Annotated in this window: 12 protein-coding genes; 6 read left to right on the forward strand and 6 right to left on the reverse strand. The window is 62.5% G+C overall.

What is annotated here, in order from left to right; translation table 11 throughout:
• Positions 1-29: 29 nt before the first annotated feature.
• Genes CRD60_RS05730 through CRD60_RS05740 form a run of 3 tightly spaced genes read right to left on the reverse strand, consistent with a single transcriptional unit; the run spans position 30 to position 3,764 of the window.
• Positions 30-1,547 carry an ABC transporter permease gene (locus tag CRD60_RS05730; RefSeq protein WP_113860347.1) on the reverse strand — a complete coding sequence of 506 codons (1,518 nt, stop codon included), beginning with the start codon at positions 1,545-1,547 and terminating at the stop codon, positions 30-32.
• Positions 1,534-2,751, reverse strand: a complete 1,218-nt coding sequence (locus CRD60_RS05735; protein WP_113860348.1) for an ABC transporter permease — start codon at positions 2,749-2,751, stop codon at positions 1,534-1,536. Before CRD60_RS05735 ends, CRD60_RS05730 begins: the two co-directional genes overlap by 14 nt.
• A 44-nt stretch (positions 2,752-2,795) precedes the next feature.
• On the reverse strand, positions 2,796-3,764 hold the full coding sequence (locus CRD60_RS05740) for an ABC transporter ATP-binding protein (RefSeq protein ID WP_113860349.1): 969 nt from the start codon (positions 3,762-3,764) through the stop codon (positions 2,796-2,798).
• A 185-nt stretch (positions 3,765-3,949) separates the two neighbouring features.
• Between CRD60_RS05740 and CRD60_RS05745 the strand changes: the two genes are divergently transcribed.
• The 6 genes from CRD60_RS05745 (at position 3,950) to CRD60_RS05770 (ending at position 11,502) form a co-directional block, all read left to right on the forward strand.
• Entirely contained in the window at positions 3,950-5,335 is a 1,386-nt protein-coding gene (locus CRD60_RS05745) for a histidine kinase (RefSeq protein WP_113860350.1), read from the forward strand.
• The gene (locus tag CRD60_RS05750; RefSeq protein WP_113860351.1) at positions 5,332-6,033 is read left to right on the forward strand and encodes a response regulator transcription factor; all 702 of its coding nucleotides are present in this window, start codon (positions 5,332-5,334) and stop codon (positions 6,031-6,033) included. The genes CRD60_RS05745 and CRD60_RS05750 overlap by 4 nt, the downstream gene beginning before the upstream one ends.
• A 436-nt stretch (positions 6,034-6,469) precedes the next feature.
• A complete protein-coding gene (locus tag CRD60_RS05755; RefSeq protein WP_113860352.1) occupies positions 6,470-7,153 on the forward strand; it encodes a Fic family protein in 684 nt (227 codons plus the stop codon).
• Positions 7,154-7,317: 164 nt separating this feature from the next.
• Positions 7,318-8,505 carry an MFS transporter gene (locus CRD60_RS05760; RefSeq protein WP_113860353.1) on the forward strand — a complete coding sequence of 396 codons (1,188 nt, stop codon included), beginning with the start codon at positions 7,318-7,320 and terminating at the stop codon, positions 8,503-8,505.
• A 185-nt stretch (positions 8,506-8,690) separates the two neighbouring features.
• Positions 8,691-10,739, forward strand: coding sequence for a DUF4037 domain-containing protein (locus CRD60_RS05765; protein ID WP_113860354.1), 2,049 nt, complete (start codon positions 8,691-8,693; stop codon positions 10,737-10,739).
• 109 nt (positions 10,740-10,848) lie between these two features.
• A complete protein-coding gene (locus CRD60_RS05770) occupies positions 10,849-11,502 on the forward strand; it encodes a DUF4125 family protein (protein WP_236630862.1) in 654 nt (217 codons plus the stop codon).
• A gap of 35 nt (positions 11,503-11,537) precedes the next feature.
• On the opposite strand, the gene CRD60_RS05775 is transcribed toward CRD60_RS05770, so the two are convergent.
• The 3 genes from CRD60_RS05775 to CRD60_RS05785 all read right to left on the reverse strand — a co-directional run bounded on the left by CRD60_RS05775 (position 11,538) and on the right by CRD60_RS05785 (position 14,437).
• A complete protein-coding gene (locus CRD60_RS05775) occupies positions 11,538-11,948 on the reverse strand; it encodes a hypothetical protein (RefSeq protein WP_127975655.1) in 411 nt (136 codons plus the stop codon).
• Positions 11,949-12,018: 70 nt separating this feature from the next.
• Entirely contained in the window at positions 12,019-12,624 is a 606-nt protein-coding gene (locus CRD60_RS05780) for a hypothetical protein (RefSeq protein WP_127975656.1), read from the reverse strand.
• Complete coding sequence (locus tag CRD60_RS05785; RefSeq protein WP_113860357.1) at positions 12,617-14,437, reverse strand: PspC domain-containing protein; 1,821 nt, start codon at positions 14,435-14,437, stop codon at positions 12,617-12,619. Before CRD60_RS05785 ends, CRD60_RS05780 begins: the two co-directional genes overlap by 8 nt.
• Positions 14,438-14,439 lie beyond the last annotated feature (2 nt).

Consider the following 14,439-nt stretch of genomic DNA (forward strand, 5'->3'; position numbering starts at 1 on the left):
GGGTGGGAGTGGGGGTGTGGGAGGTGGGGTCAGCCGACCAGGCTGGTGGCTGAGGCCAGGGTGGAGCGGGTGCGAGTCAGGCGGGAGACCATGAGGCCGATGCAGGCGTAGGCCAGGGCGAAGAGTATGACCACGACCAGGGGGCCGCCCCACACCGATACGCCGTGCGCCGACGAATCCATGATTGACCCGACGGCGGAGTTGTACCACCAGCCCGGCGTCAGTTTGCCGATGGTCTGCATGATCGGAGGCAAGCTGCCGCTGGAGCTGGCACCGGAGGTGAACATGACCAGCAGGCCGAAGGTGACTCCCACCGAGTTGACCACCGACGAGGAAGGATTGAACTGGGAGAGCATGAACCCGAAGGCCGCCGCCGATGCGGTGAAGGCCAACATGGCCGTAAAGCTCAGGATCACCCTCCCCCAGCCCAGCGAAGCTAGGGACACCCCGACGGCATGCATGTTGAACACCGTGATGGCCACATAGTAGGCCCAGGAGATCACAGCCACGATGAAGGCCGCCAGGAGTTCCTGCCCGTTGAGGCGGTTTGATGGCATGGGCGAGGCCAGCAAGCGACGATGGCGGTCGGCTGAGCTGAAGGCGCCAAAGAGGGTGGCCACACAGACCGCAAGGGCGGTCATCAAGGGGTAGGCAGCCAGACTGACCGTCCTGGCGAATCCTTGGGCCAGGGTCTTGCTATCGCCCTTGGGTATGGCGTGAACCTTTACTGCCGGTTGGTTGCTGGCATAGTGGGAGACCGTGTAGGCCACGGCGCTCCTGAGGGTAGCTGCATGGATCGGGGCAGACTCCTGCCGCAGCTTCCCCTGGCCCTGATTCACTTGACCAGATTGAACCGTCCGGTCCATTTGGCCAGCTCCACCAGAGTGAGCAGTTTGACCAGACTGACCGCCTACACCAGCTTCACCAGCTCGAGCGCCTTCACCAGATTGGCCACTCTGAGTGCCTTCAGGACCTTGGTCACTCTGAATCGTTTGGCCGCCCTGCCCACCCTGACCCAAACCCGTGACTGCGGCGGTCCGCAGCCCATCGAAGTAGGCATCCACCTGCAATTGGGCCAGGCTACCCAGGCTAGAATGGTAGGAGGCGGCGGTCTCCACCTTGGGCAGGGCCTCAACGTGGCCGCCAGCCTGCATCTGGGCAAAGTTTTCGTTGAGCTTGTCCATACATTGCCGCCCATAGCCGGCGGGGATGATGACCGTCAGGTCACTTTTGCCTGAGACGTTGGCGTCCTGGAGGGCCTGTGGATCGTCGTCAACCTTCACCAGCTTGGATGACTGTTGCAGGTATCTCTCCAGGCCCTGGCCCAGTTCACGCCCGGCCTCACTGCCCCTGTCCCTGTTGATGACCGCTATCTTGGCCTGGGCCGGCTGGAAACGACCGACCGAGCTGGAGGCATCGGCCTGCACCGCGGACTGCATGCCCTGCGAACCAATGATGACCATGATGGCGCTCATGCCCACCAGGTAGACCAGGAAGTAGAACTTATGCGCCCAGATGATGCGCAAAGCAGTTTTACAAGTACTCATAGCGTTGTTTCCTTAGGAGCAGGGCGGCCACGGCCAGGAAGACGGCGGTCATGATGGCCAGCACGCCACAGGTGCGGGCGAAGGGCGCCAGGCTGTCGTAGTAGACGATGTCGTAGAAGAGGTTGGATACCTGCTTGACCGGGTTGAGCAGGTGCAGGATCGGGGCATGCTCCTGGATGGCGTAGTTGAGTTCCATCATTGGGCTGCCGTACAGACCGGTGAAGGTACTCAAGGTGCAGTTGATTCCCACGGTCAGGCCCACCTTGGTTTCCGTCGAGATCTTCGGGATGGCGCCCATCATGATCCCGAAGGCGGAAGACATGAAGGTTCCCACCGCTATGGCCAGCAGGGCTACAGGGTCTCGGCCACCAGTCTGTACACCGCAGACTGTGCGGATGAAGATGTAGGCAACAAGGAGACTGACGGCCGAGAACAGCCACGCTGCCAGGAATGCACCCACCATCTGCCTCCCCCGAGAACTTGGGGAACAGGCTCGCCGTGCTCCCAGATCCGAGAGGTTTGGCTGGGTCCTGGCGATCATCGAAGCCGCTGTGCTGGCTCCCAGCAGACAGGCCATGCCAAGCACCGCGAAGTAATAGGGCGCTGTCATCGAGGGATGGATATGGGTCAGTTGTATTTGCCGGGTGTAGGTCTGCCCACCGGACCGTACCAGGGCCTGGAAGCCAGGAGAGGCAAGTTGGCTGGGATCCTGCCGGGCCACAGCGGCCGCCACGGAAGAGGTCTGGTTGAACCGACCCAGAGAAGACGACAGGATGGAGACCGCGATGGCCTCGGAGGTGGTTCCGTCGGCCTGAATGGCTGCCGCATCACGGTCCGACAGCACCATGGTGACCAGTCCGTCAGAGCCGGCATAGAGATAGCCGATGTCCTGCTTATTGTCCATTCGGCGGTCAGCCTCGGCCTTGGAGGCCACCGTGGTGGGCTTGAGCAGCTGGGTTCCATTGGAACCGGACTTGGGCGCCTTTGCCAGGGCCGTGACCAGCTGGTCGGACGAGGGGTTGGCCTTCCAGTTGGCGTCAGCGACTACGGCAAAGGGTTGGGGCGTGACGGTGTAGCCGTCATCCTGGTCGCTCATGATGCCCAGAATCAATGAGGCAAGAATGACCGGGAAGGCCAGGACCCAGAAGAGGGAGGAACTGTTGCGTATCGAGGTCTTGACGTTGATCAGAAATGAGTTCCACATAGCTATAGGTGCTCCTTGAAGCGTATGAGCCTGCGGGACCGCGCTCAGTCGCGCAGTTCCTTGCCGGTCAGTTCCAGGAACACGTCGTTGAGGGACGGCGGACGGCTGGTCAGGTGGCCGTAGTTGGTACCGCTGGATTCCAGGACCGCCAGCACATCCTGGAGGTTGTGGTCACCCTGGCGGCAATGGATGACGAGCTCCTTGCCGTCATAGTCGGCAGATTGGGCCAGCGGCAAGGCTCGAAGCTGGGCCAGGGTCGAATCCTGCAGATCCAGGGTCTCCACAGTGACCTGCTCGCCGGCCTCGACCATGCCCTTGAGCTCCTCGGCCGTTCCCAGGGCTATCCGGCGGCCATGGTCCATGATCATGATCCGTGTGCAGATCTGCTCGACCTCCTCCATGTAATGGCTGGTGTAGACGACGGTCGCACCCTGGGCGTTCAGGTGTTCGATGCCCTCCAGAATCGCGTTGCGGCTTTGGGGATCGACCGCAACGGTGGGCTCGTCGAAGAAGATGAGGTCGGGCTGGTGGGCGATGCCACAGGCGATATTGAGCCTGCGCAGCAGACCGCCCGACAGCTTGCCGGGGCGGAAGCTGCTGAAGTCGCCCAAGCCCACGAAGTCAATGGCCTGCTCGACCAGGTCCTTGCGATCGGCCTTCCTGGGCACATAGAGGGAGCAGAAATAGTCGATGTTCTCCCGGACGCTCAGCTCATTGAAGACCGCCACATTCTGTGGAACCACGCCGATACGACGCTTGAGATCGTAGGAGGAGGGAGTCATCTCCCGCCCGAAGATCCGCACCGTTCCCGACTCAAAGCTCAGCAGGGAGAGTATGCAGTTGATGGCCGTCGACTTGCCCGACCCGTTGGGGCCAAGCAGGCCGAAGACCTCACCCCGCCTGACGTCCAGGTCGAAGTGGTCCAAGGCCACCATGTCACCGTAGCGCTTCACCAGTTTGCTGACCTTCAGGGCCGGCTCATCCATCTGCTGACTATTCATATCTCCACTCATATCTCCATCTTCCCAGCCCAGGACCAGCCGAAGCCATGACCATACTCACTCCTTGGGCGTCTGCCGGGCCAGCTTCCGTGACAATTGTCATGGGATGGGTGTCCCAGCCCGCCTCGCCGGGACTGACAGGGTAGCCTACAGGGTAGGGACAGCAATGGAAGCGAGCATGGGTAAGGGAGGTGGGAATGGGGAGGATCGCCAGCTGGGTCGGCTTGCTTGCCATCGGCGGCATCTGCGGAGCCTGGGCTTTCGGTGGATTCACTGAGGTCCTGGCCTCAAGCTTGCTGGCCGCCGTGGCAGCCGGAGCCCTGAGCGAATGGCTCTTGCCCGCCCCGGGTGCCCTATGGACCGGTGCCCTGGTGGCCCTTGGAGCCATATTCGTGCCGACTTGGATGGTGGTGCTGCCTGCACTGGCCTTCGAGGCGGGGGTTGGCCTTGGAATCCTGGCCACCAACCGGCGGACCATACACGATTCCTTGGCGAGCGGCACATGGATGGGGTCCTCCCGGGATACAGTCGCCACGCGCTTGGGAAGAGGCACCTTCGCCTCGGCCCGGTCCTGGCTGGCCCTGGTCCTGCTGCCCGCCTTCGCCTGGCTGATTCCGGCCCTATCCGCCCTCATCCGCTATGACGGCCCCTGGCAACGGTACGCTCTCCTGTCACTGCTGGCTGCCGCCCTGGCTCAACTCGCCGGCATGACCTACGCCCGCCTGGCCCTGGCGGAACAGCATATATGGCAGGTCACGGACGTGGAGCGCTACAGGGTGCGTCAATTGCGCAGCCGCATCAGCGACCTGAACGAGGAGCTGGACCGAGCGACCCACACGGCCCGTCTATCCGAGCGCACGCGCATAGCCCGTGAGATCCATGACAACGTAGGCCACCAACTCACACGCGCCATCATGCAGACGCAGGCTGCCCGGGTCCTGGCACAGGGCAAGGGCGACAAGGACACTGAGCGCTCCTTTGCCGATGTTGGCCAGACCTTGGACACCGCCATGACCACCATCCGCCGTTCGGTGCATGACCTTGAGGATGACGGCACCGACTTCGCGGCCCAGATGCTGGAAGCCTGCCAGGGCGTTGCCATGGCGGACTCGGATGATGTGGTCGGGCAGTTAGGGGTGGATCTCAACAACGGCATCCTCACAGCACCTGCGCCCGTGGCCCGGTGCTTTGCCGCCATCATCCGCGAATCGTTGAACAACACGGCCCGCCATTCCTTGGCCAGGTCAGCTCATGTCACCTTGCGTGACCTGCCCGCCTTCTGGCAGTTGGTGGTGCAGGATGACGGCAGAGTTCAGCAGTCGCGCGCCACTGGCGAAGATGCCGGCATGGGCAAGCCGGACCGGCCACATGGTCTGCCGTCAGGCGAGCGCCCGCCGCAAGGGGTGGAGCTCTGGCGTGGCATGGGGCTGGCCAACATCGAATCCAGGGCCAGGGCCTTGGGAGGCACGGCCAACAGTGGACCCAATGAGCATGGTTGGCGGGTCTTCGTCTCCCTGCCCAAGGAGCCCTGGACCAATGAGGACCATAATGGCTATGAGGTTCACGAGGAGGCAGCGCTATGAAGGTCGCCATCGCCGACGACGATCCGATCGTCAGCTCATCCCTGTCAACCATTCTGACAGCGACGGGCACCGCAGACGTGCTCTGGACCGCGAACGACGGACAGTCCACCCTTGATCAATTCCTGATGGCGGACAGCAAGCCCGACGTACTCCTTCTTGACGTGCAGATGCCCGGCATGGACGGCCTGGAGGCGGCTGAGCATATTCTTGCCGCAGACCCAGCCGCCAGGCTGCTCTTTCTGACCACTTTCGCCGACAAGAGCTACATTGCCCACGCCTTGGCCCTTGGCGCCAGGGGGTACATCATCAAGCAGGACGTCGCCTCGGTGGTGCCCGCCCTGCAAGCCGTCATGGCGGGGCAGATAGTGCTCGGCGCTGAGGCCGTGGCTCACCTGCCTCTGGCCTCGCAGGACAGCGAACAGCACCATCATTTGGCCTCAGTGGACTCAGACCCCGAAGATCCAACAACGATGCCTGATACGGCCAAGCACATTCCCCAACGATTCCAGACCCTTACCGGCCGCGAGCGCGAGATCACCGCCCTGGTCGCCGACGGACTCGACAACCATGCCATCGCCGGCCGGCTCTATCTGAGCGAGGGCACAGTCCGCAATCACATCTCAGCAATTCTGGCCAAGACCAACCTGACCAACCGCACCCAACTGGCGGTGGAATGGCTATCTTCCCAAAAGCCATGAGGGGGTAGGGGCCTTAGGTAGGGTTGGACCTTAAGAGAGAAGGAACCTCAAGGCAATCCAGGCCTTGGGTGAGTCCGAACCTTACGACCCCGTCCGACTCTATTGGGCCCTTCCCTATTCCTCTTTCTCCTTGGTGATCTGCATGAGGACACCGAAGGGGTCAGTGATGACCGCATGGAAATCAGCGAATTCGTTGGCCATCGGCTCGCGCTCAACCACAACATTGTCCATTGATTGCCGATAATCAGCTGACATTGCAGCGAAAAACTGAGTTTTACTTATAACCTGACCATCTCAATGACCTGTATCCAAGCGCACACCCCAGGCGGCATGGGGACTTCGGAGCTGCCTGACAGCGCAGGTGAACCAGGGAATCCTCGCTGAACCTTGTCACTGCATTATCATGGATAGAAATGATGCGTAAGGGAGACAAGCCGTGGATAGTGGACGCAAGGGCCAGCGGGAGCGCGGGGGTAGCCCACTGGCAACAGTCAAGGGCTTGGCCGGGCTGCTCTACCGCATGGGCAGAACCTTTGATGGCCTCAACTCCTCCTATCTGGCAACCGAGGATTTTCTCAGAACCGGCAATCCCAAGGTTTTGGGATCGAAGAACGATCTGGCGCTACTCAGCGACCTGACCGACGCCTCCCGTTATCTGCTGGCCTACGACTACCGGAACAAGGAACTGGACTTGGGTTGGTTCTGCGCGATCAACGCCCACATGAGCCGTACGGCCGCCATTGAACCCGGAGCCCTACGGACCTCGGCAAACATCATCGTGGCCACACGTCGTGGGCCCTACACACCACCCATTCCCCGGGCCAGCCTCATACAGCAGTGGCTTAAGGAGGCTACCCATAGGCGGCAATCATCCGGCTTACGGGCGGCGACCCTCTTCGCCAGGCTCGCCAAAGCCCAACCCTTTGGTGACGGCAACAAACGCTCCGCCCTGCTGGCAGCCAATGGTCTGCTGCTTAAGGAGGGGGCGGGCGCCATTTTGGCGGTTCCGGCCGATGGCCCAGAGGTCGATGACTTCAACCTGCTCCTGACCAACTGGTACCTGGATGGGGACGAGACGCTGATTGGCTGGCTTGACCAGTGGAACCAGTCTCAAGTCTGAGGGCTTGGCCTGCCTGTCGGCTTGACTGAGGCAGTACAGACCTGAAGACCCACAGGCATTCGGGCTGTGGGCGGGCTGGCGTAGAATCGCTTCGGAGTGCCCTGGGCGGGAAGCCGCTGGGGCCACCTTGTGCCCAACCTCACACACGCAAGAAGAGCTGTCCTATGAAGAAGAGTCTGATCGCCCTGGCCGCCGGAGCCTTTGTTTTGGGAGCCGCCGAATTCGTCATGATGGGCATCCTGCCCCAGACGGCGACGAGCCTGGGAGTGTCGATTCCGCAGGCGGGCAACTTCATCTCCGCCTATGCCATCGGGGTCTGCGTGGGTACGCTGATTCTGGTCTTCGGACGCAAGATAAGCCCCAAGAATCTGGTCCTCATCTTCATGGTCCTGGCCCTGGTCGGCAACCTGGCCAGTGCTCTCTCCCCCACCGCCGCGCTGCTGACCATGTCACGGTTTGTGGCCGGTCTTCCCCATGGTGCCTTCTTCGGCACGGCCACCCTGATCGCCAAGCGAGTGGCCGCCCCTGGGCGTGAGGCTCGGGCGGTATCGGTGATGGTTGCCGGGCAGACGGTCTCCAACATGCTTGGTGTGCCGGCCGGTAGTTTTCTGGCCGAGCACCTTTCCTGGCGCCTGGCCTTCGCGCTGCTGGCGGCAGGAGCCGGCCTTGCCATTGCCCTGAGTCTGGCCTGGATCCCCGACATCGAACCGGTCCCGGATGTGGGGTTGCGTGGCCAGTTCCACTTCCTGCGCAAGCCTGGTCCATGGATGGTGTTGGCCGCCGTGTTTCTGGGCAACACCGGCATTTTCTCCTGGTGGAGCTACGTGTCCCCCTGGCTTATCACCGTGGGCGGCTACCAGCCATCGACTGTGCCCTGGCTGATGATGCTGGCAGGCTTCGGCATGGTGACCGGCGGACTGATCAGCGGACGGGTCAGTGACCATTGGAAACATGCCACGACTGCAGCCCTGGGCCAGGCCATCGCCTGCCTGGATCTGCTCCTCATCTTCCTGGTCCCCGGCTCCCGGCTCAGTACGGCCCTCCTGACCTTCACGGTGGCCTTCGGACTCTTCTTCATCAACACCCCACAGCAACTCCTCATGGCCAACGCAGGCCAGGGCGGAGGCGAGCTGATTGGTGGAGCGACCGTCCAGGTGGCCTTCAATTTCGGCAACGCCGTTGGTTCCGTCGTTGGCGGCAGCATGCTGAACGCCTCCGGCATGAATTACCACTTCACCGGCTTGGGCGGCCTGCCCTTCGGCCTCATGGCCGTGATCCTTCTGGCCCTCTACGCGGTGCGCGAGGAGCCCAAGCGCAAGGCCATCGACCGTATGATCGAGGTCAAGGTCTGACAGTTGGGGACCCCTCTCCCATCGCATTGCCCATTGCCTATCAGGGCCCGGCTTGCCACTCCCGGCGAACCCGACCCTAAGCCAACCAGCCAGGCTCTGTCAGGGAAGTCACACACGTTTGCCCTCCCATGTGCCAACCAGGCCATAGACTGGTGGGGAGGTTACCCGCACGCTAAGGAGCGAATATGGGCAAGGATGCAGACAGCGGTCAGACAGCGGGCCGGCAGGCTTTTGATACCGACGGCTTCCTGAAGGGGCTTGACGCGATCTTTGACGCCCACCAGGGGGCAACCAAGGCCGAACCCTACCTACTCCAGGCCGCCAGTCAGGCCAGGGAGGCCGGAGACGATGGGGGACTCCTGACCGTACTCAACGAGATCATGGGCTTCTATAGGTCCCATGGCCAGCACGACAAGAACCAGCGGATCGTCCAGGAGGCTCTGGACCTGGCCACCCACATGGGTCTGGAGGGCAGTGAGGCCTGGACAACCACCCTCATCAACGCCGCCACTTCCCTGCGGGCGGGCCACCAATACGACCGGGCCGAAAATCTCTACCGGCAGGCTCTGGACTCTTCAGCACAGACCCTGGGCCCAAGGGATCGCAGGCTGGCAGCCCTCCACAACAACCTGTCCATGCTCTACAGCGATACGGGGCGCCCAGAACAGGCACAGACAGAACTCGAAGAGGCCTTGGCAATCCTGGCAGCATCGTCAACCAATGCCCAGGAGGACCTGGACCTGGCCTCCACCCACAGCAACCTGGCCCTGGTGCTCCTGGACCTGGCCCGGCAGACCGACGACAGCGGCCAGCAGGACGACGACCTACGCCAGGCCCAGGACCATGTGGCCAAGGCCCTGGCTATTTACAGGGCCGGGCACCTGGAACACAGCGCCCACTTTGCCTCCGCCCTGGCTGGCGATGCCCAGGTGGCCTTCAGCTGTGGCGACTTCGCCCATGCGGTCGGCTCCTACCGACAGTCCCTGGCGGTCATCGAGGAATGCTACGGCAAGGACACCGACTACTGGCGCATCACCAAACAGAACCTGGACCAGGCCGTGGCAGCAGCGGCCCAAGCCGGCCAAGCACTTCCAGAGGGGAACCCAGCCACGACCCCGCCCCCATCAGAAGCCGACGCCATTGCAGCGGGCTCCCACAGCAACCCCAGCACGGCTGCTGCCACCGCCTCCAATCCATCCCAGCGGCACCCAGACCGGCCCGACATCTCAGGCCTGCGCCTGGCCAAGGCCTACTGGGAGGAGTACGGCAAGCCGCTGATCGCCAGCAAGTACCCAGAGTACCAAGGACGCATCGCCGCCGGTCTGGTCGGTCACGGGTCGGAATGCTATGGCTTTGATGACCGCTACTCCCAGGACCATGACTTCGGCCCGGGCTTCTGCCTCTGGCTGACCGATGAGGATTACCAGGCCATCGGCCCCCAACTCCAGGCCGACTATGAGGCCCTCCCCCAGGAATTCATGGGCTTCGGCCCCAGGGAATCGACTACCCGGGCCCAGGGTGCCGGCAGACGGGTAGGGGTCTTCTCCATCGGTGACTTCTTCGAGGGACTGACCGGCTACCGGCAGGCACCGCCCGAAGACCGGCCCTATGAGTGGCTCCTCATGGATGAGCCAACCCTGGCCGCCGCCAGCAACGGCCAGATTTTCGCCGACCCACTGGGTGCCTTCTCCAAACGCCGGCAGGGCTTCAAACTCATACCGGAGGACGTGCGCCTCTCCCTAATCTCAAAACGCTTGGGCATGGCCGCCCAGGCAGGCCAATACAACCTGCCACGCATGTGGAAACGGGGGGACGGTGCCGCCGCCTGGCTCTCAATCCAGGAATTCACCAAGGCCGTCAGCTCACTGGTTTTCCTCATCAACCAGCCCATCTCCGTGGGCTACATGCCCTATTACAAGTGGCTGTTCGCCGCCCTGCGCCGGATCAGCGAACGCATGGCCGCTGTGCTGCCGGATGTGTGCGAGCGCCTGGAGACCATCCTGCGCCTGTCGTCGGCGGCCTGCTTCGGTGGGGTGAGCTTTGGCGAGGGAGGCAAGGGGGCCCAACCCGCCCAAGAGCAGATCAGCCAGCTGGTGGAAGGCATCTGCGCCGACATCGTCCGCGAGCTCATGCGGGAGGGGCTGACCCCCAGCAATGAGGTATTCCTGGAATGGCAGCGGCCCTACATCGAGGAGCATATCGGCAGCCCGGACCCCAGTCTGCACAGTCTCTAAGGCATGCAAGAGACCAAAAGCGCAGTGAGTTGGACCCTCAAGGGGATTGTTGGACCGCATGGCACCGTGGTTCCCCAGAACTTATACAAGAATGCGGCAAGGCGCAGAAATGGAGCAGCAGATGGACAGCAAGCAGCAGGCGCAACAGGGGGCTGACGATGACCTGGCCGAGCGTATAGTCCGGCATGAATGGGAGCAGTTCCAGCAGACCGACAACGAGGGCGGCCGGGCCAACTGCCAGGGCAACTGGCCGATCTTCCACCAAATGCGCCTAAGCCAGTTCCTGACCTGGACCCCTCCCCTGCGCCGCTCCTATGCCAGGGACCTGGATAGGGCGGACCAGATTGGCCGCAACCTGGTCACGGAGAAGTATGGTCGCATGATGGTCTCGACAGCGCCCGAAGACTACCAGCGCAGCATCGAGCCCTTCATTCCGGCCCTTTCCCAGCCACGCATCGAGAACCAGGAGCAGGTCATCGCCCAGCAGGTCGCCTGGGCCGATGACTTCCGCCAGCGCTACCCCAAGCTGGGCCGGGAGATGCGGCTCCTGACCACGGCAGAGGACACGTCCGAAGACACGTCCTTCGAGACCTACCTGCGCGGGGAGCTTGGCACCTATTCCGACAACACCTTCTCCCTCTACCGGGTCTTCGTGCAGAACCTCAAGGCCCAGGGGCGCAATCTGACGGAGGAGACCATTCGCAATACGGTACTTCTGGATGGCTTCGCCGGTTTGGACGAGGCCGAGGCCCAGCAGCGCTAATCCATACGCCCTAGCTGGGCTTGCCGGAAGCCCAGCTAGGACAGGGACTCCAGGACCGCCATGAGGGCATCGGCCTTGGGTTGGTCGCACTTGAGCTTGTGGTCCCCCTGCTGGTCTATGTCAATCTGAGTGAAAGCGAAGAAGGTCTGCCCCTTGCTGTTGGGATAGTTCAGGCTGGCGTGTGATGTCTTGAGGGTCTTACCGTCCAAGCTGCAGCCCCTGGCCCGAAGGACCTTGCTCTGGTCCCTTGGGGCGAGCAGGTAAAGCCGGCTGCTGCCTTTGGCTGGTATCTTCCGTTCATGTCCCTGTGGGCTGACCGTGAAGGTCCGCATGGCGGATTCCCGACCGGCCACCTCCCCCAGGCTTGGTTCGCCACAGCCTGCCAGCCCTACCAGCATCAGGGCAGACAGCAGCACCGTCGCGGCTGTCACTCGCTTGTCCGTCATGGGAACTCCTCTTTCTTGGCCGACCTTATCGGGTTCGAGTCGGTCGGCCATGCTTGTGGTTGCTGGCGGTTCAGGATTCCTGCTGGTCTGCATCCCCCGTCTGGGACTGGTGCTCCTTGCGGGCATGGACCTCCCTGGTCAGGGCCCAGATGGCCGCCCCGGCAAGAAGTATGGCGCCCAGAACCCCGCACAGCACCGCGATGATGATCTTCGGCTCAAAGACCCAACCGGCGAAGAAGGTCTGCGGAAAGCTAAGGCCCACCAGCAGACCCGCCAGGGCCAGGATGAGGAGGATGCAGCCGAGGACTATGGTGACCGGACTCGGACCGGTCCTGGGCACGAACTCCTGGACCGGCTGGCTCATCCTGTCAACCGGAATATAGGCCTGCCCGGCGGACGCCGACCCTGCCCCTGGGTTGCCCGGGGAGCTGTGGGAATCCTGTTGGCTGCGAGGCGGAGTGGTCGCGTAGAGGGGGATCTGTTCGGTCTGCCCGCAGTCACGCCCATCGGCCGATTCACTCATTGTGGTCTTCTCTGGCCTCGGCTCCTGCGCAGTCGTGTCCTGTGATGTTGTCTCCTGCGAAAAAGTCTCCTTTGGAGTTGTCTTCTCCGTAGCTTTTTCCTCCGTAGCGTTCTCCTGCTTACCAGCAGAGAAATCCATGGTCTCCTCATTCATCCTGGTCTCCTCCATCGCCATCGTCCTCCAAATCGAGTAGGTCATCTAAGTCAAAATGATGGTCACCGGCGTGATCAGCCGACTGGTAGCGCACGTGCAGCTTGGCCTCCACCAAATACGAAGCGTTGATGACCAGATCAGGTCCACCTTGCTGACCCTCATCCTTGCGGTTGTTCCCCAGGTACTCGTACCCTGATTGGCCGGTGGCCTCGAGCCGGCCGCCGATGGTGTTGGTGTAGGGGTAGTCGAATTCCTGCCAGCTATTGAATCCGTAGGTGCAATGGTCGGGAAGGATCATGGTTACCTGGGTCCGGTAGGCGGTCAGGTTGATGGTCCCGGTCGGGCAGGTCGACTGGGTGACCTTTCCTGATTGCGACTTGTGCTCATGGGGCTGGCGGCCCTTGGCGTAATCGGTCAGGTCGATGACGAAGTCGCCCTTGTCGTACTCACTGCTGGAGAGGGCAAGTCCCCTTTGCAGGCGCCTCATATCCTTGGCGCCAGACCTGATGACTGTCTTCCTATCTGCGGCGATGGCCTCGTAGGAGGAGCTGGTCTCGGTCATCTGATGGTAGATGACCGAATAGGGAACCGTGCCACACAGGAAGACCAGCAGCACCACGAGCATGATGGACACCAAGGGTATGAGCCCGCCGGTACGGCGCCCCGCAAGCCCCAGAATCACTATCAGCAATCCCAGCAGTCCGCAGACGACGCTGGCCCAGATCAGCCCCACCTGGAGCAAGGTGCCCAATTGCATATGACGACCCGGCATGAGCAGAAAGGCGACGCCCAATGACAGCAGGATCAGACCGATGGAGGACATAACCAGCGCGGGGCCGGCTGGTTTGCGCCTGGCGAGCCTTGGCTTGGTACTGGGTGGCACCGACGCAATGGGAGAGGCGGAGTTCGGAGCCGCATAGGTCGCCGGGCCAGTGGCTGACGGCCGGTAGGGGCCTGACCCATAGAAGGCAGCAGGGCCATGAATCGCCGCCACTCCCCCATAAGCTCCCCCAGCAGAGTAAGCCTGACCTTGGCCCAGGTCTGCAGCTTGGCCGGAGGGCACAGGTCCCCTGGGGGCCGCCGGACCAGTAGCCGCAGCCGGTGGGGTCACCGGTTCCGGCCCTGGCCCAGGGTGATCCTGGCTGCTAGGGGAGGTCCATGAACTGGGACCTGAGCCAGCAGGCCCTTGAAAGGATGCTGCCGAACCAGCGGGACCGCCGTAACCAGGACTATTAGGACCCTTGCCGGGACCGCCGTAACCAGGGCCACCAAAACCACAGGGACCGTACCCGGAGCCACCAGCACTGGGTCCACCAGGGTAGTAACCGGCCGAATTCCCAGCTGGGGCGGAAACCAAGGAGTTGATCATCAGCATGAGCAGACCAAAGGTCAGCAGCGCCAGGAACAGACCAACACCCGGCATGCCGAATGACATAAGCCAGAAGAGGAAGGGCCCCAGGTAAACATTGCGCCAGATGCCGCGGAAGAGGTCCTCGGCCATGATGCTCCCATCACGGGCATCAGGCAGGAGGAACCAGGCCACTGCGTAGAAGGACAGGCCCAGGCCGCCGACCACCAAGGCCGCCAGGGTCAGGGCCCGGACCAGGAGGACGCTGACACCGAACCGGTCGGCCAGCCCCTGGCATACGCCCCCGATCCACCTGTCACCGGACCTGACAAAGCCACTGCGCCGGATCCAGCCGAAGAATCGCTGGCTCCTGCCGTGCCCCTCGTGGCCTTGTTGCTGGAATTGCTGTTGAGGTGGCTGCTGCCAGCCGGGCTGGTCACCACCATTGCTTTCTGGATTGTTCATAC

This window comes from Bifidobacterium aemilianum (assembly GCF_003315635.1).
GTDB classification, from domain to species: Bacteria; Actinomycetota; Actinomycetes; order Actinomycetales; family Bifidobacteriaceae; genus Bifidobacterium; species Bifidobacterium aemilianum.

Coding starts and splice junctions, on each gene's coding strand:
- CRD60_RS05735 (WP_113860348.1), bottom strand. CDS start 2,751: ATGTGGAACTCATTTCTGATCAACGTCAAGACCTCGATACGCAACAGT.
- CRD60_RS05770 (WP_236630862.1), top strand. CDS start 10,849: ATGGAGCAGCAGATGGACAGCAAGCAGCAGGCGCAACAGGGGGCTGAC.
- CRD60_RS05765 (WP_113860354.1), top strand. CDS start 8,691: ATGGGCAAGGATGCAGACAGCGGTCAGACAGCGGGCCGGCAGGCTTTT.
- CRD60_RS05780 (WP_127975656.1), bottom strand. CDS start 12,624: ATGAATGAGGAGACCATGGATTTCTCTGCTGGTAAGCAGGAGAACGCT.
- CRD60_RS05745 (WP_113860350.1), top strand. CDS start 3,950: ATGGGGAGGATCGCCAGCTGGGTCGGCTTGCTTGCCATCGGCGGCATC.
- CRD60_RS05750 (WP_113860351.1), top strand. CDS start 5,332: ATGAAGGTCGCCATCGCCGACGACGATCCGATCGTCAGCTCATCCCTG.
- CRD60_RS05740 (WP_113860349.1), bottom strand. CDS start 3,764: ATGAGTGGAGATATGAATAGTCAGCAGATGGATGAGCCGGCCCTGAAG.
- CRD60_RS05785 (WP_113860357.1), bottom strand. CDS start 14,437: ATGAACAATCCAGAAAGCAATGGTGGTGACCAGCCCGGCTGGCAGCAG.
- CRD60_RS05775 (WP_127975655.1), bottom strand. CDS start 11,948: ATGACGGACAAGCGAGTGACAGCCGCGACGGTGCTGCTGTCTGCCCTG.
- CRD60_RS05760 (WP_113860353.1), top strand. CDS start 7,318: ATGAAGAAGAGTCTGATCGCCCTGGCCGCCGGAGCCTTTGTTTTGGGA.
- CRD60_RS05730 (WP_113860347.1), bottom strand. CDS start 1,547: ATGAGTACTTGTAAAACTGCTTTGCGCATCATCTGGGCGCATAAGTTC.